Annotated in this window: 22 protein-coding genes; 10 read left to right on the top strand and 12 right to left on the bottom strand. The window is 62.8% G+C overall.

The features are described from left to right. Positions 1–29: 29 nt before the first annotated feature. Positions 30–713 (bottom strand): carboxymuconolactone decarboxylase family protein, encoded by a 684-nt coding sequence (locus tag ABJ363_10760; protein MEP4379473.1) that lies wholly within the window; start codon positions 711–713, stop codon positions 30–32. A gap of 198 nt (positions 714–911) precedes the next feature. On the opposite strand from ABJ363_10760, the gene ABJ363_10755 reads away from it, so the two are divergent. The 3 genes from ABJ363_10755 (at position 912) to ABJ363_10745 (ending at position 2,858) form a co-directional block, all read left to right on the top strand. Beyond that, complete coding sequence (locus tag ABJ363_10755) at positions 912–1,895, top strand: amidohydrolase family protein (protein ID MEP4379472.1); 984 nt, start codon at positions 912–914, stop codon at positions 1,893–1,895. Positions 1,896–1,985: 90 nt separating this feature from the next. After that, entirely contained in the window at positions 1,986–2,375 is a 390-nt protein-coding gene (locus ABJ363_10750; GenBank protein MEP4379471.1) for a cyclic nucleotide-binding domain-containing protein, read from the top strand. A 78-nt stretch (positions 2,376–2,453) separates the two neighbouring features. After that, positions 2,454–2,858 (top strand): RidA family protein, encoded by a 405-nt coding sequence (locus ABJ363_10745; GenBank protein ID MEP4379470.1) that lies wholly within the window; start codon positions 2,454–2,456, stop codon positions 2,856–2,858. Here ABJ363_10745 and ABJ363_10740 read toward each other — a convergent pair. The 4 genes from ABJ363_10740 to ABJ363_10725 all read right to left on the bottom strand — a co-directional run bounded on the left by ABJ363_10740 (position 2,843) and on the right by ABJ363_10725 (position 6,578). Then, entirely contained in the window at positions 2,843–4,033 is a 1,191-nt protein-coding gene (locus ABJ363_10740; GenBank protein MEP4379469.1) for a multidrug effflux MFS transporter, read from the bottom strand. The two genes, ABJ363_10745 and ABJ363_10740, sit on opposite strands and share 16 nt — an antisense overlap. Positions 4,034–4,157: 124 nt before the next feature. After that, positions 4,158–5,003, bottom strand: a complete 846-nt coding sequence (locus ABJ363_10735) for an OmpA family protein (protein MEP4379468.1) — start codon at positions 5,001–5,003, stop codon at positions 4,158–4,160. A 157-nt stretch (positions 5,004–5,160) separates the two neighbouring features. Then, entirely contained in the window at positions 5,161–5,655 is a 495-nt protein-coding gene (locus ABJ363_10730) for a CinA family protein (GenBank protein MEP4379467.1), read from the bottom strand. Further along, positions 5,652–6,578 carry a DMT family transporter gene (locus ABJ363_10725; GenBank protein ID MEP4379466.1) on the bottom strand — a complete coding sequence of 309 codons (927 nt, stop codon included), beginning with the start codon at positions 6,576–6,578 and terminating at the stop codon, positions 5,652–5,654. The genes ABJ363_10730 and ABJ363_10725 overlap by 4 nt, the downstream gene beginning before the upstream one ends. A gap of 100 nt (positions 6,579–6,678) precedes the next feature. On the opposite strand from ABJ363_10725, the gene ABJ363_10720 reads away from it, so the two are divergent. Continuing rightward, positions 6,679–8,115, top strand: a complete 1,437-nt coding sequence (locus ABJ363_10720) for an amidase (GenBank protein MEP4379465.1) — start codon at positions 6,679–6,681, stop codon at positions 8,113–8,115. Between the two features lie 5 nt (positions 8,116–8,120). Here ABJ363_10720 and ABJ363_10715 read toward each other — a convergent pair whose 3' ends face one another. The 3 genes from ABJ363_10715 to ABJ363_10705 are packed head-to-tail and all read right to left on the bottom strand — an operon-like array spanning position 8,121 to position 11,942. Then, entirely contained in the window at positions 8,121–9,533 is a 1,413-nt protein-coding gene (locus ABJ363_10715) for an amidase (protein MEP4379464.1), read from the bottom strand. 47 nt (positions 9,534–9,580) lie between these two features. Continuing rightward, positions 9,581–10,984 (bottom strand): aminotransferase, encoded by a 1,404-nt coding sequence (locus tag ABJ363_10710; GenBank protein MEP4379463.1) that lies wholly within the window; start codon positions 10,982–10,984, stop codon positions 9,581–9,583. A 19-nt stretch (positions 10,985–11,003) separates the two neighbouring features. After that, positions 11,004–11,942 carry an NAD(P)-dependent oxidoreductase gene (locus tag ABJ363_10705; protein MEP4379462.1) on the bottom strand — a complete coding sequence of 313 codons (939 nt, stop codon included), beginning with the start codon at positions 11,940–11,942 and terminating at the stop codon, positions 11,004–11,006. A 110-nt stretch (positions 11,943–12,052) separates the two neighbouring features. Here ABJ363_10705 and ABJ363_10700 point away from each other — a divergent pair, with 110 nt between their 5' ends. From ABJ363_10700 to ABJ363_10675, 6 genes are read left to right on the top strand one after another with little or no spacing between them, the layout of a single operon-like run. Continuing rightward, positions 12,053–12,685 carry a gamma-glutamylcyclotransferase gene (locus ABJ363_10700; protein MEP4379461.1) on the top strand — a complete coding sequence of 211 codons (633 nt, stop codon included), beginning with the start codon at positions 12,053–12,055 and terminating at the stop codon, positions 12,683–12,685. Then, entirely contained in the window at positions 12,678–13,301 is a 624-nt protein-coding gene (locus ABJ363_10695) for a DUF938 domain-containing protein (GenBank protein MEP4379460.1), read from the top strand. The genes ABJ363_10700 and ABJ363_10695 overlap by 8 nt, the downstream gene beginning before the upstream one ends. A 41-nt stretch (positions 13,302–13,342) precedes the next feature. Then, positions 13,343–13,696 carry a VOC family protein gene (locus tag ABJ363_10690; GenBank protein ID MEP4379459.1) on the top strand — a complete coding sequence of 118 codons (354 nt, stop codon included), beginning with the start codon at positions 13,343–13,345 and terminating at the stop codon, positions 13,694–13,696. A 35-nt stretch (positions 13,697–13,731) separates the two neighbouring features. After that, positions 13,732–14,718 (top strand): quinone oxidoreductase, encoded by a 987-nt coding sequence (locus ABJ363_10685; protein ID MEP4379458.1) that lies wholly within the window; start codon positions 13,732–13,734, stop codon positions 14,716–14,718. Between the two features lie 25 nt (positions 14,719–14,743). Beyond that, positions 14,744–15,622: a haloalkane dehalogenase gene (locus tag ABJ363_10680; GenBank protein ID MEP4379457.1), complete on the top strand. Its 879-nt coding sequence runs from the start codon at positions 14,744–14,746 to the stop codon at positions 15,620–15,622. A gap of 8 nt (positions 15,623–15,630) precedes the next feature. Beyond that, positions 15,631–16,377, top strand: a complete 747-nt coding sequence (locus ABJ363_10675) for a sulfite exporter TauE/SafE family protein (protein ID MEP4379456.1) — start codon at positions 15,631–15,633, stop codon at positions 16,375–16,377. Positions 16,378–16,393: 16 nt separating this feature from the next. On the opposite strand, the gene ABJ363_10670 is transcribed toward ABJ363_10675, so the two are convergent. The 4 genes from ABJ363_10670 to ABJ363_10655 all read right to left on the bottom strand — a co-directional run bounded on the left by ABJ363_10670 (position 16,394) and on the right by ABJ363_10655 (position 20,146). Continuing rightward, positions 16,394–17,182 carry a hydroxyacylglutathione hydrolase gene (locus tag ABJ363_10670; protein MEP4379455.1) on the bottom strand — a complete coding sequence of 263 codons (789 nt, stop codon included), beginning with the start codon at positions 17,180–17,182 and terminating at the stop codon, positions 16,394–16,396. 81 nt (positions 17,183–17,263) lie between these two features. Further along, the gene (locus tag ABJ363_10665) at positions 17,264–18,361 is read right to left on the bottom strand and encodes an AbrB family transcriptional regulator (GenBank protein ID MEP4379454.1); all 1,098 of its coding nucleotides are present in this window, start codon (positions 18,359–18,361) and stop codon (positions 17,264–17,266) included. Continuing rightward, positions 18,348–19,349 (bottom strand): succinylglutamate desuccinylase/aspartoacylase family protein, encoded by a 1,002-nt coding sequence (locus ABJ363_10660; GenBank protein MEP4379453.1) that lies wholly within the window; start codon positions 19,347–19,349, stop codon positions 18,348–18,350. Before ABJ363_10660 ends, ABJ363_10665 begins: the two co-directional genes overlap by 14 nt. Then, positions 19,346–20,146: an NAD kinase gene (locus ABJ363_10655; protein MEP4379452.1), complete on the bottom strand. Its 801-nt coding sequence runs from the start codon at positions 20,144–20,146 to the stop codon at positions 19,346–19,348. Before ABJ363_10655 ends, ABJ363_10660 begins: the two co-directional genes overlap by 4 nt. Positions 20,147–20,272: the final 126 nt, after the last annotated feature.

Here is a 20,272-nt window from a genome sequence, read left to right as displayed (position 1 = left end):
TGCCGGCGCGCGCGCCCGTGCCCGGTGCTTTATGCCGCGTCCGCCGCCGCCCCTGCGCGTTCGTTGAGGTCATCGAAATCATCCGGCCAGTTGTCGGCGAGCCAGCGCAGGTAGGTCTTGATGTTGCCCGGATCGATCTTGACCGAGCCCCGGATCTTGTCCACTTCCGCCTGTTCCTCGATGGTCAGCTTCAATGAATCATTGAAGCGGTTGAACATGTTGAACATGGAACAGATCAGGCTCAGCTCGACGATCTCGGCTTCGTTGAACTGTTCGGCGACACGCGCGTAGACATCGTCACGGGCTGCCGCGGTGTTCTTTGTCATATGTTCGGCCCACTCGATCGCGGCGCGTTCGCGCGCATCAAAGATATCCGCCGTCAGGTAATCGTCCGACGACATGGCGATCACCTGGTCGTGGGAGATTCCGGCGGCCTCGCCGAGGGCTGTGTTATGGGCGTAGCAATAGTCGCAGCCGTTGATGTGGCTGGTCTTGATGATGACCATTTCCTTGATCTTGGCCGTGAGGCGCACGCCGGGCCATTCTCGCTGGTTGGCGGCCTGAAACGGCAGGAGCAGCATCGCCAGATAGGGCGCATGGGCCATCGTGCGATATGCGTTCGGTACGCGACCGACAAGGCCGGTCACGGCGTCGTAGAAATGTTGTAACTCGTCAGGGGCATTCTCGGGGTTGATTACCGGTACGCGCGCCATCGTTTCTCTCCTCTGTCTCATCGGTTGCCCGGAATTATTGTGCAGTCGGAAGGCCCGGACCGGGTTTCACCACCCGCAGTCTACGCACCCCCGGGATGCGCCTCCATGAATATTCCCTGTTTTGCGGCGAATGGTGCCCCTGAACGGGAAAATTGACTACTCTGGAGCCCTATCCCGCCAAACCGGAGTTCGGAAAGCATGCCCACCATCGATATTCACACCCACATGTTCGGCGATGGCTGGCTCGACATGATCAAGAAGCATGGCGCGCCTGCCTACGAGATCGCCGACATGGAAGACCGGCGTAACTATCTGGTCGAATACGGCACGCCCGCCTGCGCGCTGGAAGTCGAGGCGTTCGACTATGACAAGCGGGTCGAGATGATGGACCGGCTGGGGATCGATATTTCCATCGTCTCTCTGACGTCGCCCAACGTGCATTTCGGGGACGAGGCGATCAGCATCGCGACCGCGCGCATCGCGAATGACGAGATGGCGGCCGGTCAGACGGCACATCCCGACCGCATCCGCTGGTTTGCCTCCCTGCCGTGGGAGTACCCGGATGCCGCACTGGCCGAGCTCGACCGTTGCATCGCGATGGGCGCGGTGGGGGTCATGTGTGTGGCCCATATCGGCCAGCGGCATCTGATCGATCCGCTGTTCGCGCCCGTCTGGGACGCGCTGAACAAACGTTCGTTCCCCGTGCTTTTGCATCCGACCGCACCGCTGGGTGCCAAGGACGTCAATTACGGCTTCGAACGTATTCTCATGCCGGCGGCAGGTTTCATGTACGACACGACCATCGCGCTGGCGCGGATGGCCATCGACGGCTTCTTCGAACGCTATTCGGACATCAAGATGATCGCCAGCCATGGCGGCGGCTACATCCCGTTCGTGAACGGGCGGGTGGACATGTTCTTCGGTGTCGAGACCCTGGCCAAGTTCGACATCCCCAAGCTGCCGAGCGACTATTTCAGCCAGCTTTACTACGACGCGATTGTCTATGACCCGGCCGCACTCCAGCTGGTGATCGACATTGCCGGCCCCGAAAAGGTGATGTTCGGCACCGATCTGCCGATGCCGGCGGATGTTCCCAAACTCTATGACCTCGTGGACGGCCGTCCAACGGACGAGATCGCGGCAATTCGTGGCGACAACGCCGTCCGGGTGTTCGGCCTGTAGAAAGCCCGGCCCGCGTCATCAACGGATTGTTCATGCATTCACGCGAAAATCCGTCTCCGCCCGATTCGCCGGGCGGGGATAGGGTTTCGTATGAACGTCCAACGACAGAAAACCGGCTGGAAGTACGGTACGCAGGATTTCCGGGCCGGGGACATTGTCTTCCGTGAGGGCGATCTTGGCGCGGAGGCCTATATCGTCGAATCCGGCGCGCTGGAAATCCGCAAGGAAGCGGCTGGGCATCCTGACGGCCTTGTTCTGGGGGTCCTGGAGAAGGGCTCGGTTTTCGGCGAGATGGCGCTCGTGGATGACTGTCCGCGCATGGCCAGCGCCGTGTGCACCGAAGCGACGGTCCTCCGCGTGATTCCCGTCGATGTTTTCGAGATGAAACTCCAGCAGTCGGACCCCTTCATTCGCGCCCTCGTGCGCGTGCTCGTGCGGAATGCCCGGGCGAATGCCTGCGTTCAGACCGAAACGGACTAGCTGCCGGCAGGCCTTCACGCAACGCGCGCGCGCGACGTAGACTGGGCGCGTTTTTCACCGATCAGCGGAACAAGTTTCGTGTGCGCGAAAAAATCCGATCTGCGATACGTCTCACCCGAAGGTGCGATTGAGCCCACCGGCACGTGGTCGCTGGCGACCCGCGCCGGCGACCACGTGTTCGTCGCCGGTATGCGGGGCATCGACCCGGCGACCAACGAACTCGTCGCGGGCGACGAGAACCGCATCCGTCAGGCATTCGTGAACATGGCGCATATTGCCGCGTCGGAAGGCGCGCGCTTGGGCGACGCCGTCCGCTTGACCGTCTATGTCACCGACATGGATCGCTACCGCCCGATCGTGAACAAGGTCCAGGAGGAGATGTGGGCCGGCGGGCCGTATCCGCCGCGCACGATCTTGGAAGTATCCGCTCTGAACCAGGGGGATATCTTCGAGGTCGAAGGTACCTTCTACGTCCCTGTTTGACCGCGACGCTCATAGACGAAAACGAGCAGCAGCGCCGCCGTCAGGCTAAGCCCGGTCGTCGTCATTTGCGCGATACCGAAAGGCAGGGTCGATGTGTGTTCGACGCTGGCAACGGTCAACGTGATCACGAATGCCCAGCCCATATGAATGAACCCGCTGAGTGCGGAAGCGGCGCCGGCATAGGACGGGGAGACCGTGTTGAGCGCCTGCGAATAACAGCAGGCCAGGACCAGCCCGGTTCCCAGATTGGACAAGGCGAATGCGCCAAGCACGTGCAGCGGCGTAATCTCGGTCTGGCCCAGGCCGAGCCCGAAGCCCAGTTGCAGCAGCCCGCCGCCCGCGCTTGCGAATGCGCCGATCAGGACGATGCGGTTGACCGGGATCCAGAAGGTCAGCCGGCCGGCCAGGAAGCTGCCGATCATGTAGATCATCGGCATCAGCATGACGCAGAAACCATAGAGAGCGGGGGGCATGTCCATCTGCACGATCAGGATGATCGGCGATGCCGCCAGGAAGGCCTGCATGGCGCCGCTCGCGAATGCGACCGTCAGGCTGTAGCCGACGAAGACCGGGTTTCCGCACAGTCTGAGATAGGTCACGATCTGTTCGCCTGCGCGCGCGGCGCGACGCTGGTCGGGCGGGAGTGTTTCCTTGAGATAACGCAGAACGGCGAAGGTCGTGACCGTGCCGATCAGGGCGGTGAAATAGAATGTGGCGCGCCAATCGAACCAGGTCACGAGCTGGCCACCGATGAAAGGCGCGGCAGACGGACCGACGGCCATGGCGATGGCGAGCGCGCTCATCGCGCGCGCTGCGGCGGCCCCCTGGGCGGTATCGCGGATGATGGCGCGGGCCACGACCATGGTGGCGCATGCACCGCTGGCCTGTACGGCGCGCGCGGTCAACAGCAGTTCGATGTCGGGCGCAACGGCGGCGGCAAGGCTTGCCAGGCTGAACAGGCCGAGCCCGCCGATGATGACGCGGCGGCGACCGAAACCGTCGGACAACGGGCCGACGACGAGCTGGGCGATCGCGAAGCTGCCGAGATAGGCGGGCAGCAACATCTGTGCCGCGGAAAGGGTCGTCTGCAGATCGTTGGCGATGCCGGGCAGGCCGGGCAGAAAAATTGTGGTGGCAAGCTGGCTCGCGAACATCATCGCGAACAACAGCGGCATCGAGGGCGCCCGGGGTTTGGCCTTTATCATGGCGCGGTCGATGCTGAGGTCACGATGTTCCCATCAATACAAAAAGGGCGCCGGCAACTGCCGACGCCCTTCTAGTGCTTGGTGTCAGTGCCGCTTACGGGGCGACCGAAACCTCAACGCGGCGGTTCTTGGCCTCGGCAACACCGTCTGCGGTGCGCTTGGCAAGGAACTCTTCGCCGTAGCCGTCCATCTTCATGTTATCGCGCGAAATGCCGCGGATACGAAGTGCGGCGGCGACCACTGCGGCGCGGCGCTTCGACAGCGTCAGGTTGCTGGCGGCGCTGCCGACCGTGTCGGTGTAACCGCTGACGACAACCTGAACCGGGTTGAAGTTGGCGGAATACGCAACGGCGTCCGTCAGAACAGCGTTCGCGGCGGCATCGAGCTTGGCACCACCGGTCGGGAACGAAACGACGAAGGTCTTGCCCTTCAGCGGCTTCGCCTTCGCAACCGGCGCCTTGGCAACCGCGTTACGCAGGGCCGGGATCAGCCCGTCGAGCTGGTCGCGACATGCTGCGATGTGCGGCGGCTGGTTGTTCTCTTCGAGTTCCTGTGTCCAGCACTCGTATGCAACCTGGGCGGTCGCGGCGAGCTGGGGCGCACGCACACGCGCGCCGGCTTCGAGAACCTCGGTAAGATCCTTGTTCATGGCGGCAACACTCGCGGCGTTGTCCGGCGTATATTGACGCGCGTCGGCGGCAGGCAGAGGCACGACTTTGGTCGGCGATGCAGCTGCCATGGACTGAAGTGCGAAATAGTCCGAGTCCGTATAATCGCCTTCGGCGTATTCGGCCTGCGCCAGCCGGAGATAGCCGGCCGCCAGTGCGTTGTCGAATTCGGTGCTGTCGGCCGCTGTCTTCTGCGCCTTGCCCAGTTCCTGCCCCGCACACGCTGTCAGTGCGATCATTGCCGCGGCAGCGAGTAATGCTTTCATGGTCATCCTAAGGATCCCCTTGCTAATTATTTCTTCCGGTCGATGTTGGTTTCCGCCGTGGGCGGTCCCCGCTCACATACTCCCCCGACCGGTTCTGCCCGATCATGGCGATTTTACCAAAGTAAATATTTAATCCAACCCGTAGGTACCAAGATATGCAGATTTATGATTCTGCCGATTCTTTCAGACATAGCATGAACAAAGCCAACGCTTCCGCGGAAAACCGCCACATATTGGCGCCTCGGTCGTCACTTCGGGTCTCGAGTGTCGCGACTTTGGACACAGGCCCGGATACCGCAACGCATGTATGCCCGGCATCGTCACCATATCGATTGCCCGTCGGGCCGGCTGCGCCAGTTTCCGCGAGCCCCCATGTTGCGCCGAGCTTTTCCCGCAATGTCTGCGCCAGCAGTTGGGCAAATGGTTCGCTGCTGGAGCGAATTCCCGCCATGTCCGCATCCGTGATGCCGGCCAGACCCTCGCGAGATTCCCCGGTATAGAGAACGCCGCCGCCCAGGAAGTAGGCGGAGGCGCCCGGCACGGCGAGCAGCTGGGCCGAGACCAGGCCGCCGGCGGAGGTCTCGGCGACGGCAACGGTTTCACCGCGCGCCTTCAGGAGTTCGGCGATCGCGCCGGAGTGTTGGAGCAGGTTTGTCATGATGTTTTCTTTGCCTCGGAAAGTTGGCCGTTCGCAGGTGCCTTGGCGATGGGAACGCGTGTGTCGGACAAGCGTAGCGACAATACGGCCAGAATGACCAGCGCCGCCCCGAACAATTGCATGCCCGACAGCACTTGGCCGAGCAGCAGGAATCCGAATGTCATGCTGGCGACAGGCTCGAAATTCATCGACATCGCCGCCGTCGACGGTCCGGCGAGCGATATCGCGATGAAGACCGTGACGATGGCAACGGCATAGAATCCCGGGCCGATGAGAAAGGCTGCCCAGCCGGTTGCCGTGGCGGGCAATGCGTAATCGCCGGTTACCCCCGTGACGATGGTGGAGATAATGGCGGCAGAGAGCATCATATGGAATGTGACCGGGCGTGAATCGCCATCACCGACCACGCGGTTGTTGAGGATGACGACCAGAGTAATACCCATGGCGGCCATGACCGCCAGCCCGACACCCAGGGCATTCAGCTGCCCGCCCTGGAGATCCAGTGCGAGGACCAGCCCGATGAACGCCACGATCAACGCGCTGACGGCGCGGATCGTGGGGCGTTCCTGCCCGCTGACCCAGGCGTAAATACTGGTCAGCAGCGGGAATGTGTAGAAGATCAGTACCGCGAGCGCGACGGGGATGAACTGGATCGCCGACAACAGGCCGTAGGAGTACAGCGCCAGTATGGCGCCGATACCGAGTGCCGCCAGCCGGCGTCCGGCTGGCAAGCGAAGGCTTCGGCGGCTCAAAAGGATGATCGCGAGGACCAGTAGAGCGGCTACCGCCGAACGCAGAGAAAGGAACGTGAGCGGGTTTGTGCCGCCGTCATAGGCGATTTTTGCGGCCGTCGAGTTGGCGGCGAAGCCGACACCCGCGGCACCCGCCAGTGCAGCGCCGAGCAATATGTTGGGGCGTGACATCGTGTGCCGTTTCAGTGAACCATGCGTATTCGCGACAGTGGACAAATCGAGCGCGGCAATCAACACGCGGTTTCAAACAGCGAACAGGGCGGGGACGATAGTGACGACATTCGACGAGTATGAGGACCATGATGCGGTCGGCCTGGCGGCGTTGATCAGGGACCGCGAGGTCACGGCCTCGGAGGTTCTCGAAGCCGCCATCGCCCGCAGTACCGCACGCAACCCGGCCCTCAATGCATTGGTCATGGAGCTCTACGACCATGGCCGAGCGGCTGCAGCAGGCGATCTGCCCGCCGGTCCCCTGGCGGGTGTTCCGTATCTGATCAAGGATCTGGGCGCGACCCTGGCCGGAACCCCGACCACCGGCGGCAGCAAATTCATGGCCGATGTGGTGCCGGATACCGACAGCGAGACTGTCACGCGTCTGAAGGCGGCCGGTATGGCGATCTTCGGCAAGACCAACACCTGCGAATTCGGCATGTCGATCACCTGCGAGCCGCAATTCTATGGTCCGACACGCAACCCGTGGGACGACGCGGTCACGCCCGGCGGTTCATCGGGCGGCGCGGCATCCGCCGTGGCGGCACGCATTCTGCCGGCCGCCCATGCGAGCGACGGTTTCGGCTCGATCCGCGTACCGGCTTCCTGTTGCGGGCTGGTCGGTATGAAGCCGACGCGCGGGCGCAACAGCTTTTCTCCGGGCCTGGGCGAACGCATGGGCGGGATTGTCGCCGAACACGCGGTATCCATATCCGTGCGCGACCATGCGGCGATCCTCGATGCGACCGCGGGGCCGGCACCCGGCGATCCCTATTTTGCACCCCCACCGGCGCGGCCGTTCCTGGAGGAGGTCGGCGCCGACCCCGGGAAACTGCGGATCGGGTTCAGCCATGGCGGGGCCACGGGCGCGCGCACCGACGGAGAGCATAGGCGAGTGCTCGACGAGACGCTGAAGGCGTTGGGGACGCTGGGTCATGACGTGATCGAGGCGGACCCGCCGATCGACAATGGCGAGATGCAGGACATATTCCGCACCCTGATGGCCTCGAATGCGGCCCAGACGATCCGGCTGCATCCCAGCAAGGGCCGATTGCCGGAATCGGGTGAAGTCGAGAATGTCGTCGCGGCAACAGCCGAAAAGGGCGAGAAGGTCACCGGCTATGACGTGTTCCTGGCGCAGGGACGAATGCATCAGGCCGGGCGGCGCATGGCGGCCTACCACGCAGATTATGATGTCCTGCTGACCCCCGGGCTTGGTCATATGCCGCCGAAACTGGGCTGGCTCGACATGATGATGGACGATGCCGACGAATACTGGGACCGGGTGGCGGCGTTCTCACCCTTCACGGTCTGGTTCAATTTGACCGGCCAGCCGGCGATCAGCCTGCCGGTCGGGACGACGGACGAGGGCTTCCCTGTGTCGGTGCAGGCCGTGGCACGCTTCGCGGACGAAGCGACGTTGTTCCGGCTTGCTGCACAACTCGAGACCGCGATGCCGTGGCGTGACCGCAAGCCCGCGGGGCTTCCCGCCGTCTGAAATTTCTAGACGTAGCCCGGCGCGGTGGCGAACGGATGTGCCTTCTCGTAGGCGCGCGCCGTCCGGAGAACCAGCGCGTCTTCCCAGTGGCGCCCCACCAGTTGGAACGCGACCGGCAACCGCTCGTCGCCCAGCCCACACGGCACGGAGCAGGCGGGCTGCATGGTCAGGTTGAACGGATAGGTGAATGGGCACCAGTCGACCCATTGCTTCATGTCGCGTCCGTCGGGAACAAGCTTGCCCGCTTCGATCGCCTCCAGGGGCATTTGCGGGGTCAGCAACAGATCATGGTCTTCGTGAAAACGTGCCATCCGGTTGCCCAACTCGACGCGTGCGGCGTGGGCGCCGACGAGATCGGTGACGCTCAGCTTGCGGCCTTCTTCGGCGATGGCCAACAAACCGGGGTCCATCAGTTCGCGTTTGTCGACCGGCATCTGATCGACCAGCCAGGCATCCGCGGCAGCCCAGATCACCTCGATGATCGGCCGAACCGGGGGGATGTCGGGGTCGACCTCTTCGACGATCGCGCCCAGGTCGGAGAGGGTTTTCGCCGCGGCCGCGACCGCTGCGGCCACATCGTCATCCGCCCAGCCGTTCCCGCCCAGGGTCGGGCTATAGGCGATGCGTACGCCCTCGATGCCGGCGTCCAGCGCGTTCAGATAATTCTCGTTCTGGGCCGATGCGGGCGCGGCCATGGAATCGCGCGAGTCGGGCTTGGCGATGATGTTCAGCATCAACGCCGCGTCGGTCACGGTCCGGGTCAACGGGCCCATATTTGCCAGATTGCCGACATGGCCGGGCAGGGGATAGTTGGGCACCAGTCCGAAGGTGGGCTTGTGGCCGAAGACGCCGGCGAAGGCGGCGGGAATGCGGATCGAACCGGCCGCGTCGGAGCCCTGGTGCAGTGGTCCCATGAAGGACGCGCAGGCCGATGACGCGCCGCCGGACGATCCACCCGGCGTCCTCTCCGGGTTCCACGGGTTGCGGGTTATCCCGGTCAGGGGATTATCGGTCACGCCCTTCCAGCCGAATTCCGGTGTCGTGGTCTTGCCCGTTAGGACGGCACCCGCCTCGCGCAGGCGGGCCGTTGCCGGGGCGTCTTCGTCCCACGGGCCTGCCGGGTCGCTGGTGCGTGAGCCGCGCAAGGTTGGCCAACCCTTGGTGAGAGTCAGGTCCTTGATCGAGACGGGTATGCCGTCGATGGCGGACAGCGGCTCACCCTTCTGCCAGCGCGCCTCGGACTCCCGCGCGGTCGCCAGCGCGGAATCTCCGTCGATCAGGCAGAAACAGTTCAGGGTCGGATTATGGGCCTCGATCTGGTCGAGCACGGTCTGGGTCGCATCGACGGGTGAGGCCGCGCCGCTCGCATACAGATCGCTGAGCTGGGTGGCCGTCAGCGCCGCAAAATTCTCGGACATTCTTAGTTCCTCACGTCTTCAGTCAGGCATCGTTCGCGCGCGACGGCCTATTTCGCCGCAACCTGTCCATGCGTCTGCAGCAATTCGAGTGTGTCGTCGAGCGCAAGCCGGAATCGTGAGATCATTTCCACGATTTCGTCCCTGTTGATGATCAGCGGTGGGCAGAAGGAGATTGTGTCCCCGATCGCGCGGACGATCAGGCCATGTTCCTCGGCGCGCGCGTTGCAGTAGGGGCCGACGCCGAGCGCCGGATCGAAGGCGGCACCGGTTTCCTTGTCGCTGACAAGTTCCACACCGGCGACGAGCCCCTTGCCGCGGACTTCGCCAACCAGCGGATGTTCGCGCAGCGCTTCGAGCCCGCCCATGAAGTGCGGCTCCATTGCCCGGACATGTCCGACGATGTCTTCTTCCTCGTAAATACGCAGCGCCTCGCGCGCCACGGCGGCGGAAACCGGATGGCCCGAATATGTGAAACTCAGGCCGAACACGCCGACGCGGTCGCTTTCCTCGGCGATCACGTCGAACACGCGGGCATTCACCATCAGCGCGGAAATGGGAATATAGGCGCTCGACAGGCCCTTAGCGCAGACCAGCATGTCGGGTTCGAGCCCCATCGTGGTCGTGCCGAACATGTTGCCCGTTCGACCGAAGGCGGTGATCACCTCGTCGGCGACGAGCAGCAGATCATGCTTGCGGATGACCGCCTGAATTTTATCGTAATAGGTCCGCGGCGGCACAATCACGCCACCTGAACCCATGATCGGTTCGGTGAAGAACGCACCCACGGTCGCGGGGCCTTCTGCCTCGATCAGCGCATCGAGTTCGTCGGCGAGACGCGTTGCGAAATCTTCCTCGCTCTCGCCCGGTTTTGCATAGCGATAATGATGCGGCGGGGTGACATGCAGGAAGCCTTCGAGGGGCAACCCGAAGGACGCATGGTTGTAGTGCATGCCGGACAGGCTCGCCGACGCGATCGTGTTGCCGTGATAGGCGCGCTCATGGGCGATGATCTTGCGCTTCTCGGGCTTGCCCATCGCATGCCAGTAGTACCAGACGATCCGCGCGGCGCTGTCGTTGCCCTCGGATCCCGAGTTCGCGAACCAAATCTTGGACATTGGAACCGGCGCGATCTCGAGCAGCTTCTCCGCGAGGTCGATCACCGGCGAATGGCTCTTGTGGTTCGTCAGATGATAGTAGGGCAGGCGGGCCATCTGCTCGGTGGCGGCATTGACCAGCCGCTGCTGTCCATAGCCCAGCGAGATGCACCACAGCCCGGCCATCCCCTCGATATATTCTTTTCCATGGGCGTCCGTGACCCAAACGCCCTTGCCCTCCTCGATGACGACCGGTCCCTTTTCCAGGTGCGTCTTCAGGTTGGTGAGCGGATGAATCACTGACGCGGCGTCGCGCGCCTCGGGTGAATTCGGGCGGGGTGCAGTGTCGTCGGGCATGACCTTCTCCGGGTTACCGCTATTCGGCAGCTTCGTTCAGGCCGTCATCGACGTCGACATTCTCCGGCTTGATGTCATAGCCCGCCATGGCGGCCTGAACCTTGATCATCGCGGCGAAATCGTCTTCACCATGGCCGAGCCCGATCAGGGCCTGCACCAGTTCGCGGGTGAGATTGGTGACCGGCATCGGCACTTCGAGGTCGTGGGCCTCGGCCAGCGCGAGATCGAGATCCTTGCGCAGCATCTTCGATGTGTGGGTTGCCGTGAAGTCCAGGTTCACCAGGGCCGGGGCCTTGTAGTTGGTGAAGATCGAGGACATGGCGCTGTTGTTGAAATAGTTCAGAAACGCGTGGCGCTCGATGCCGCCTTTCTCACAAAGAACCGTGATCTCGGCCAGGCACTGGGCAACGACACCCAGCATGACATTATGCGCGAGCTTTGCGAGGCGCGAGGAATCACCCTCGCCGATATAGGTCTCGGCGCGGCCCAGCGCGGCGATATAGGGGCGCGCGATGTCGTAGGCTTCGCGCGGACCCGAAACGCCGAGAGTCGCCTTGCCCGCCGCCACCGCATGGCCATTGCCGCTGATCGGTGTGGCCAGGAACATCACGCCCTTGGCCTCACAGGCGGCGCGCATGTCCTTCGATGTTTCGATGGAGATCGTCGAGCTGTCCGAGATGATCTTCGGCAGCGTTGGCCCGGAGAGCACACCGTCAGGCCCGGTGATCATTTCACGGATGGCCTTATCGTCGGTGACAATCGTGAAGACGATGTCCCGATTGGCCAGATCCGAGGGTTTGGCGACGACTTCGACGCCGAGCGGTTCGGCCTTGGCAGCCGTGCGGTTATAGACTTTGACGTCCGCGCCGGCTTCGATCAGCAGGCCGGCCATCGGGTAGCCCATCTTGCCGGTGCCGATCCAGCCGACGGTGTGTGATTTCAAACTATAGCCAGACATGACCATGCCTCTCCCGAGAACGCAGTTTTCTTTGGATGGAAGAATAACAGGACCCGCGCTATACCGCCCCGACTTTCTGTTGAAGAGTTCGCACCGCGTACGGACTTGCCATGTCAGATGGACCCATTAACCCGCCGCCGACCTCCTTCGTTGAATGGAGTGACGAGACGCGGGCCGTGAATCTCCGCGATACGCTCACGGCGTTGCCGGACCCGGCCGCGCTATGGGTGTTCGGGGCCGGTTCGCTGATGTGGGATCTGCGCTTCGAACCGGACGAAACCCGTGTTGCGACGCTATTGAACTATCGCCGCGCGTTCAGTTTCTGGACTGTCCGGGCGCGGGGGTCGTTTGAGCGACCCGGCCTTGGCCTGGCGCTGGAACCTGGAGGCACGTGTGCGGGCGTGGTGTTTCGCGTGCCGGAAGCCGGCCGGGAGGAAATTCTCGATGAGCTGTGGCGGCGTGAAATGAGTGGCGGCGTCTATGTGCCGACCTGGACAGAGGCTGAAACGGAGATGGGCAAGGTCTGGGCGCTGGGATTTGTCGCCAACCGGGAACATCGGAATTACGCCGGGGAACTGCCGCTCGATATGTCGGTGCGCATCATCGCATCGGCGCTGGGGACGCGCGGCACATGTCATGAATACCTGTCGCTTTTGATCGCGGCGCTGGATCGCCATGGCCTGGAGGATGACGAAACCCGCGCACTGCATCTGCGTGTCCAACAGGAACTGGCGAATGGTTGAAATGCCGCGTGGACAGGCCTCGGCCGACCGCAATAGCGATGATATTCTTTCTGTCCTGCAGACGCTTGTGCCCGAAGCCGGAAGCATCCTCGAAATCGCCAGTGGCAGCGGACAGCACGCGGCCCGGTTCTCCGAGGTCTTCGCGCCACGGGTCTGGCAACCGAGCGAGTATGATCCGGACCGTATTGAATACATGCGCGCGCGGTTCGCCGGGCTCGATCGGCCGAATTTGCGTGATCCGGTCGCGCTCGATGTGACCGCCGTTCCCTGGCCCGTTGAGCGGGATTGGGCTGATCCGCCGATCCGCATGATTTACAACGTGAACATGATTCATATCGCGCCCTGGTCGGTGTGCCTGGGACTTTTGGCCGGTGCGGCACGGATCCTGCCGGCAGGCGGTTTTCTGTTTCTTTACGGACCGTTCAATCGGGAAGGTGCCTTTACATCCGACGGCAATGCGGCGTTCGATAGCTCACTGCGTGGACAAAACCCGGAATGGGGTTTGCGCGACCTGTCGCAGGTGTGCGAGGCCGCTTCCGATGCAGGGCTGGCGCTGGATCGGGTTGTCGAGATGCCGGTGAACAACTTGTCTGTGGTGTTTCGCGCCTCGGGATAGAAAAATGCCGGCGCAAAAGCGAACGGACGGAGGAGAACGGAATGACTGTCGAGAAGCTTCAGAATGCCTATTACGTCACCGGCGACATGGAGCGGGCGGTAGCGTTCTATCGTGACACGCTCGGCCTGGACCTGATGTTCCAGGACGGCGGCAAGTGGGCCCAGCTCAAGGCGGGCGGCGTGAATTTCGCACTCAGTTCAACCGACGAAGCGCCCGACGGCGCGGTCGGCGCAACGGTGGTTTTCGAAGTACCGGATGCCGCAGCAGCCGGTGTCGCGATCGCGGCAGCGGGCGGCGAAATTCTCGGCGAACGCGACATGGGTGACCATGGCAAAACCGTCACCTTCCGCGACCCCGACGGCAATCTCGTGCAGCTTTACCAGCGCGCGTCCTGACCCATTCACAAGCGATAGAGATTCTGGAGAACGACATGATGACGAACGCGTTTCGGATCTACAAGAACGGCGGTCCCGGCGAGCTGAAATGGGAAACGGTCGAGGTTCCCGCACCGGGAAGAGGCGAAGTCCTGCTGCGTCACACGGCGGTGGGCCTCAACCTCGCCGATACGTACCGGCGCACCGGTCTCTATCCGATGCCGCTGCCGAATGGCATGGGCAACGAGGCGGTCGGCGTGGTTGAAGCGGTCGGCCCCGGTGTACGGGCCCTGAAGGTGGGTGATCGGGTCGGTTATATCGGTGGCCAGGCTTTCGATGCCTATTCCAAGCGGCGCGTGGCCAAGGTCGCGAGCCTCATTCCGATACCCAAATACATCGATGACCGGGCAGCCGCCGCGTCGTTGCTGAAGGGCATTACCGCGCAATATCTGCTCCGCGACGCCTATCAGGTGAAACGCGGTGACACGATCCTCGTGCATGCGGCGGCTGGCGGCGTGGGCATTATCATGTGTCAGTGGGCCAAGGCGATTGGTGCCACCGTCATAGGCACGGTCAGCACGGAAGCGAAGGCGCGATTTGCCAAGCGCAACGGTTGCCATCATCCCATCGTGGTGAAGCGCAAGGGGCCGAAATTTGCCAAGAAGGTGCGTGAACTCACGAACGGTGAGGGCGTCCATTGTGTCTATGATTCAGTCGGCAAGGAAACCTGGGAAGAATCGATGGCCAGCGTGCGCCTGCGCGGGACGGTCATCAGTTTCGGCAGCGCGTCGGGCAAGCCGCCGTTGGTGGATATCGCCGCAACGGGCAACGCTGGTTCACCCTTTATCGCAAGATGTTCGCTGGTGAATTACACCACGAGCCGGAAGGAAACGATCGCACGTGCCGACGATCTGTTCGCCGCCATCAAGAAGGGCCACGTCAAGGTTCAGGTGAAACAGCGATACAAGCTGAAGGATGCGGCGAAGGCCCATCGCGATATCGAGGCACGGCGAACCACCGGCTCGACGGTGCTGATCCCCTGAACAACCGCATCCCGAGGAACGTCATATGACCTGGACCGAGAAGAAGTTTGCCGAGGTGAATGGCCATCGCATGGCCTATGTGGAAACCGGCAATCTCGATGGCGATCCCATCGTCTTCCTGCATGGGAATCCCACATCCAGCTATCTCTGGCGCAACATCATGCCCCATGCCGAAAAACTCGGGCGTTGCATCGCGCCGGACCTGATCGGCATGGGGGATTCCGACAAGCTGCCCGACAGCGGACCGGACCGGTATCGCTTCGTCGAACATCGTGAGTATCTCCACGTGTTGCTCGAACAGCTTGGCGTCAACGCCAATGTCACCCTGGTGATCCACGACTGGGGCAGCGCCCTGGGGTTCGACTGGGCGAACCAGCATCGCGACGCGGTAAAGGGCATCGCGTACATGGAGGCGATCGTGAAATCGCGCTCCTGGGATGATTTCCCGGAACGTGCCCGTCCGGCGTTCGAGGCTTTCCGCTCGCCCGCCGGTGACAAGATGGTTCTGGAGGAGAACTTCTTCGTCGAACGGATGTTGCCGGGGTCGATCCTGCGCGATCTGACGGATGAGGAAATGACCGAGTATCGCCGCCCTTTCACGCAGCCGGGTGAATCCCGTCGCCCGACCCTGACCTGGCCGCGCCAGATACCGATAGATGGCGAGCCCGCGGATGTGACGGCAATCGTGGACGACTTTGCCGCCTGGGTCTCGACGGCGAACTTCCCCAAGCTGTTCATCAACGCCGATCCCGGCGCGATCCTCGGCGAAGGGGAAAGCCGGGATTTCTGTCGTACCTGGACGAACCAGACCGAAGTGACGGTCAAAGGCTCGCACTTTATCCAGGAAGATTCCCCGGACGAGATCGGCCAGGCGCTTGCCGACTGGCTGCAGGCCATCGGCTAGGCGCGCCGATGGATTTTGACATTGCCGGACTGGTGCTGGTCGCCGCGGTGTTCGGTGTCGCGGGGCTTGTGAAGGGCGTTATCGGTTTCGGTCTGCCAACCATCTCGATGGGCGTACTCGGCGCCCTGATCGCGCCGGATGTCGCGGCGGCGATTCTGATCGTGCCGACCTTGCTGACCAATGTCTGGCAGACCTTCGTGGGCCCCCACACGCTGGCCGTCCTGCGCCGGATATGGCCGATGCTCGTTGCTGTCATTCTGGGGACGCTCGCGACGGCGGGCATTATTACCGGCGCCGATCCGAGCATCGCCGCCGCGCTGATCGGGGCGATGTTGTTCCTCTATTCTGTCCTCGGTTTGTCGGGCGTGCGGTTCCGGGTGTCGCGGAAGGCAGAAGTGCTGGCCGGTCCGGCGGCGGGGCTGGCGACGGGGCTGATCAACGGCGCGACCGCGATCTTTGTGCTACCGGGTGCGCCCTATCTGCAGGCATCGGAGTTTGGAAAAGACGAGCTTATCCAGGCGCTCGGGTTCGTGGGCCTCGTCGCACCAGCTGCGCTGGCGTTGGGGTTCGGCCTGAATCAACCCATCGATTTCGGGCTCTGGCCGGCGGTGATCATCGCCCTGGTTGCTGCGAGCGCGGGCATGACGGTCGGCCAGATGGTTCGTGGCCGACTGTCGGTCGCCGTATTCCAACGATGGGTGTTCGTCGGCCTCGCGGGCCTCGGTTTTGTCATGATCATGCGGTCGTTTCTCTAGAAGCCGACCTCGACGCCTACCAGTCGTTGCGCAGCAGCCGCAGGCTGAGGAAGATGTCTTCGTCGCTCGGCGTTTTCGGCAGGTCCGGGAACTTCGCCTTGATGCCCTCGACGACGCCCGCACTGTCGAGGCGCATGAAGGTGTTCACCTTGCGCTCCGTGCCCAGGGTCGTGACCAGCGCCTGGTCCGGGTCCTGGCCCTCGACGTCGGCCAGAAGCGCCTTGGCATCGGTATTGTCCGGTTCCCGGTCGAGCGTGAACTGAAGGTTGTTGGCGATGTAATCGTGACCCGGATAGACGCGGGTCCCGTCGGGCAGTTTCGAGATCTTGTCCCGGAACGTTGCGTAGAGCACGTTCGGATCACCGGAATGACAATGGCCGACACCGGCGTTGAAGACGGTATCGCCGCACAGCAGATGTGGCTCGTCGTTTTCACCGAACAAGGAGATATGGATTGGCGTGTGACCGGGGGTCTCGATGACCTCGAGGTCGACCGTCTTGCCGAGCTTCACATGGTCGCCCTCGCGCACACCCTCGTCGACCTTGGGAATCCGGCTGCCGGCATTGTAGGGCGCAATCAGCCTGGCGCCTGTGGCCGCGACCACGTCGTCGTTGCCGGCGATATGGTCGCCATGTTCGTGGGTGTTGAAAACGCGGGTGATGTCCCAGCCCTTGTCCTTGGCGACGGCCAGGCATTTGGGCGGATCGATCGGATCGATTGCGACCGCTTCGCCCGTCTCCGAGCATGCGACCATGTAGAAGAAGTTGCGGCCCGAATTTCCGGTCCAGATCTGTTCGACGATCATATCTCTACCCCGTGATTTTTCCTGTTGGCATGAACATACGCCCCCGGTGACGGCTTCGCTAGGTTCCGGCGAAGTCCCTGTCTAGTCGATCAGGCCGCGCGCGCGCATGATCTTGAAGAGGAACGGAATGAGCATAACCACGACCGTAATTCGCACAATATGATGTGTCGCGACGAATGCGGTATCGACATTGAGCGCGAGCGCCACGAGGCTCATTTCCGTCAGCCCGCCGGGCGAAAATGCGAGCACGATCGATGCGAAGGGAATGCCGGTGAGTGCGTTCAGTCCGACGGCGAAGATGCCGGTGATGAAGAGCATGATGACCGTCGCGATTCCCCCCAGTCGCAGCACGCGCCCGAGGTCTCGATAGGTCAGCCCCGCGAACCGGGCGCCGACCGAAGCGCCGAGGAGAATTTGCGCGAACGCGACGACGATGACCGGGGGTGACGCATTGGTCAGGCCAATCAGGTGCACGGCGGCGCTCGCCACCATCGGGCCGGTGAGATGCGGCGCGGGGAGACGCAGGAAACGTGCAGCGTAGAGGCCCGCCACGGCGCTGCCGGCCAGCAATGCGATATCGACAAGCGTGAACGCTGCGCCGTCGCCGGAGAAGGTACGCAGACCCGGCTCGAAATCCTCGATCAGGCGAAACAGGAACGGCAGGACCATCACGACCAGAAAAATACGTGTCGTGTGCGCGACGCTGACCTGGCGTTCATCGCCGCCCATCGCGCCGGTCAGCGTTACCATCTCGTTCAACCCGCCCGGAACACCCGAGAAAAAGGCCGTCTTGGGTTCGAACCCGGCCAGGCGGAAATAGACGTAGCCCGACACGGTGCTGAGCAGAACATAGCCGGCCAGGGAGACCAGCGTGATCGGCCAAAGCGCCGCACGGTCCAGGATTTCAGGTGAAAAGGCGCTGCCGAGCAGCACCCCCAGCACGACGATCATCAAGGTGCGCAGGCGGATATCCATGTTCGTCTCGATCCGCATGAGCGTGACCGACCCGGTGGCCAGCATCGCCCCCAACATCCAGGGCAGCGGCAGATTGAGCGCATTGAATATCGCGCCGCCGACGAAGGCGATCGCAACCGTCCGTGCGAAGACCGGCAAGTCGGCGCGCGTCAGGCGGCGGACCGGATTGATCTGTGGTGAGCTTGCCCCGTCAGCCATCGTCATGTTCTTCGATTCGGTGCCTGCGACCGAGGCGAACGGCGGTCTGACCGGCCGCCGGTTGGCGCGACGGCATGATCAGGACGCAATCGTCATACGGGGTCCGGACGGGTTTCATGGCGTCATAGGCGATGACCGTGCCGCGTTGCGCGATCACTTCCATGCCGACGAAGGGCTTGATGAAATACGCGTCGTCGTTGCGCGGGACGAAACGCTCCGTCACTTCGACCCAATAGTCGGGTGGGGTACCGGCCAGCAGGTGTGCCGCAGCCGTTGCCTGATCGATCATTCCGAGCGCCAGGAGGAAACGGTAAGCCGTGTCGATAGCCATTCTCGCCGTTGCGCTCTTCCAGTGCTGACCGCATTCCGCGAGTACCGATTTCTGCGGTTGCTCCGGCTTATTGAACGGGCCGAAATCGCGCAGTCGCGTGCCGTCATCATGCCCCGTATCGCAGACAATGACGGCGGCACTCGAGAGGCTGCGGGAAAGAATTCGTCCCTTTTCGCTGGGGCCCGCGAGCAACAAAGCCGGGATTTCCGACTGCATGGAATGGAGGTCGAGCAACAAGTCGACAGTGTCGATGAATGGTCGAAGCGCCTCGACGCGCAGGGCCTCGACAGATGTGGAATCGACGGCGCTGCATGCGTCCGATCCCCAGAGCCGGTTCAGGTCGTGGTCGATATACCGCGATGCGCTGGGGCGGCGCGGGTCGAATTCCGCATAGGCGGCGACATTGGCGAAGATCAGTGAGAGTTTGCCGAGCCCGGGTCGGATATCGCTACGCAGGAGCTGGTCCAGGGCCAGCGCACCCGAAATCTCATTGCCATGGGTCAGCGCCACGATTGCCGCATGGGGCCCGGGGTGACCGCTGTCGAAGCTCGTCACATAGGGGATGCCGGTGTTTCCCGCACGGTAGGCCGTAATATCCGGTGGTTCGAGTTCCACCCGTTCGGCATCACCGGGGTGCATCCAGGCGCGGCCGGCTGTCGTCACGGTGCGAACTGTTCCTTGAGGATGCGCTCCTCGAGGTTGGTCTCGGGGTCAAACAGGATCTCGAAACTTCGGGTCCGGTCCTCGCGGATGGTGACCTCAATGACGTTGCGGACTTCGAAGTCATCGGCCGTTGCGCTGACCGGCCGCTTCCCGGCTTCGAGAATGCGGAATACGACGTCGGCGTCATGGGGCAGCAAAGCGCCGCGCCAGCGCCGGGGCCGGAATGCGCTGATGGGTGTCAGCGCCAGGATTTCCGCGCTGAGCGGAATGATCGGGCCATGCGCGGACAGATTGTAGGCGGTACTGCCCGCCGGGGTGGAGACCAACGCGCCGTCGCAGATCAGTTCCGGCAACCGCACGACGCCGTCGACCAGGATTTCCAGTTTTGCCGCCTGATAGGTCTCGCGAAGCAGGGAGACTTCGTTGATTGCCACGGATTCCTGAGTGCTGCCGTCGAGCGTCTTGGCGATCATCTGGAGCGGATGCAGTGTTACCGCCTGCGATTCTTTCAGGCGATTGGGCAGGTCGTCGGGCCTGAACTCGTTCATGAGGAATCCGACCGAACCGCGGTTGAGGCCGAAAACCGGCACGCCGCTATCGATGAAGCGGCGCAGGGTCTGAAGCATGAATCCATCGCCGCCCAACGCCACGATCACGTCGGCGTCCTCCGGCGCGACACTGTCATAGGCCGCGGTCAGATTTTTCAGCGCCGCTTGTGCGGCGTCAAAGTTTGCGGCGACGAACGCGATGCGATCGGCAATTACTGTTGACGCCTTGTCGGATGCTGCCTGGGACACGATCTCGCACGCGGATTAAACTGTTTGGCCGCCGGGCCGGGGAGAAATGCAGTATATCGTAGGGATATGGTGACAAACCAGCCGTAGTCACGATGCTGGCAAGACGCCGCGTCGTTGCGGCTGTAA

Source organism: Alphaproteobacteria bacterium, assembly GCA_039980135.1.
In the GTDB taxonomy this organism is placed as follows: domain Bacteria; phylum Pseudomonadota; class Alphaproteobacteria; order UBA6615; family UBA6615; genus UBA8079.
This window is presented reverse-complemented; position numbering and strand designations above follow the sequence as displayed.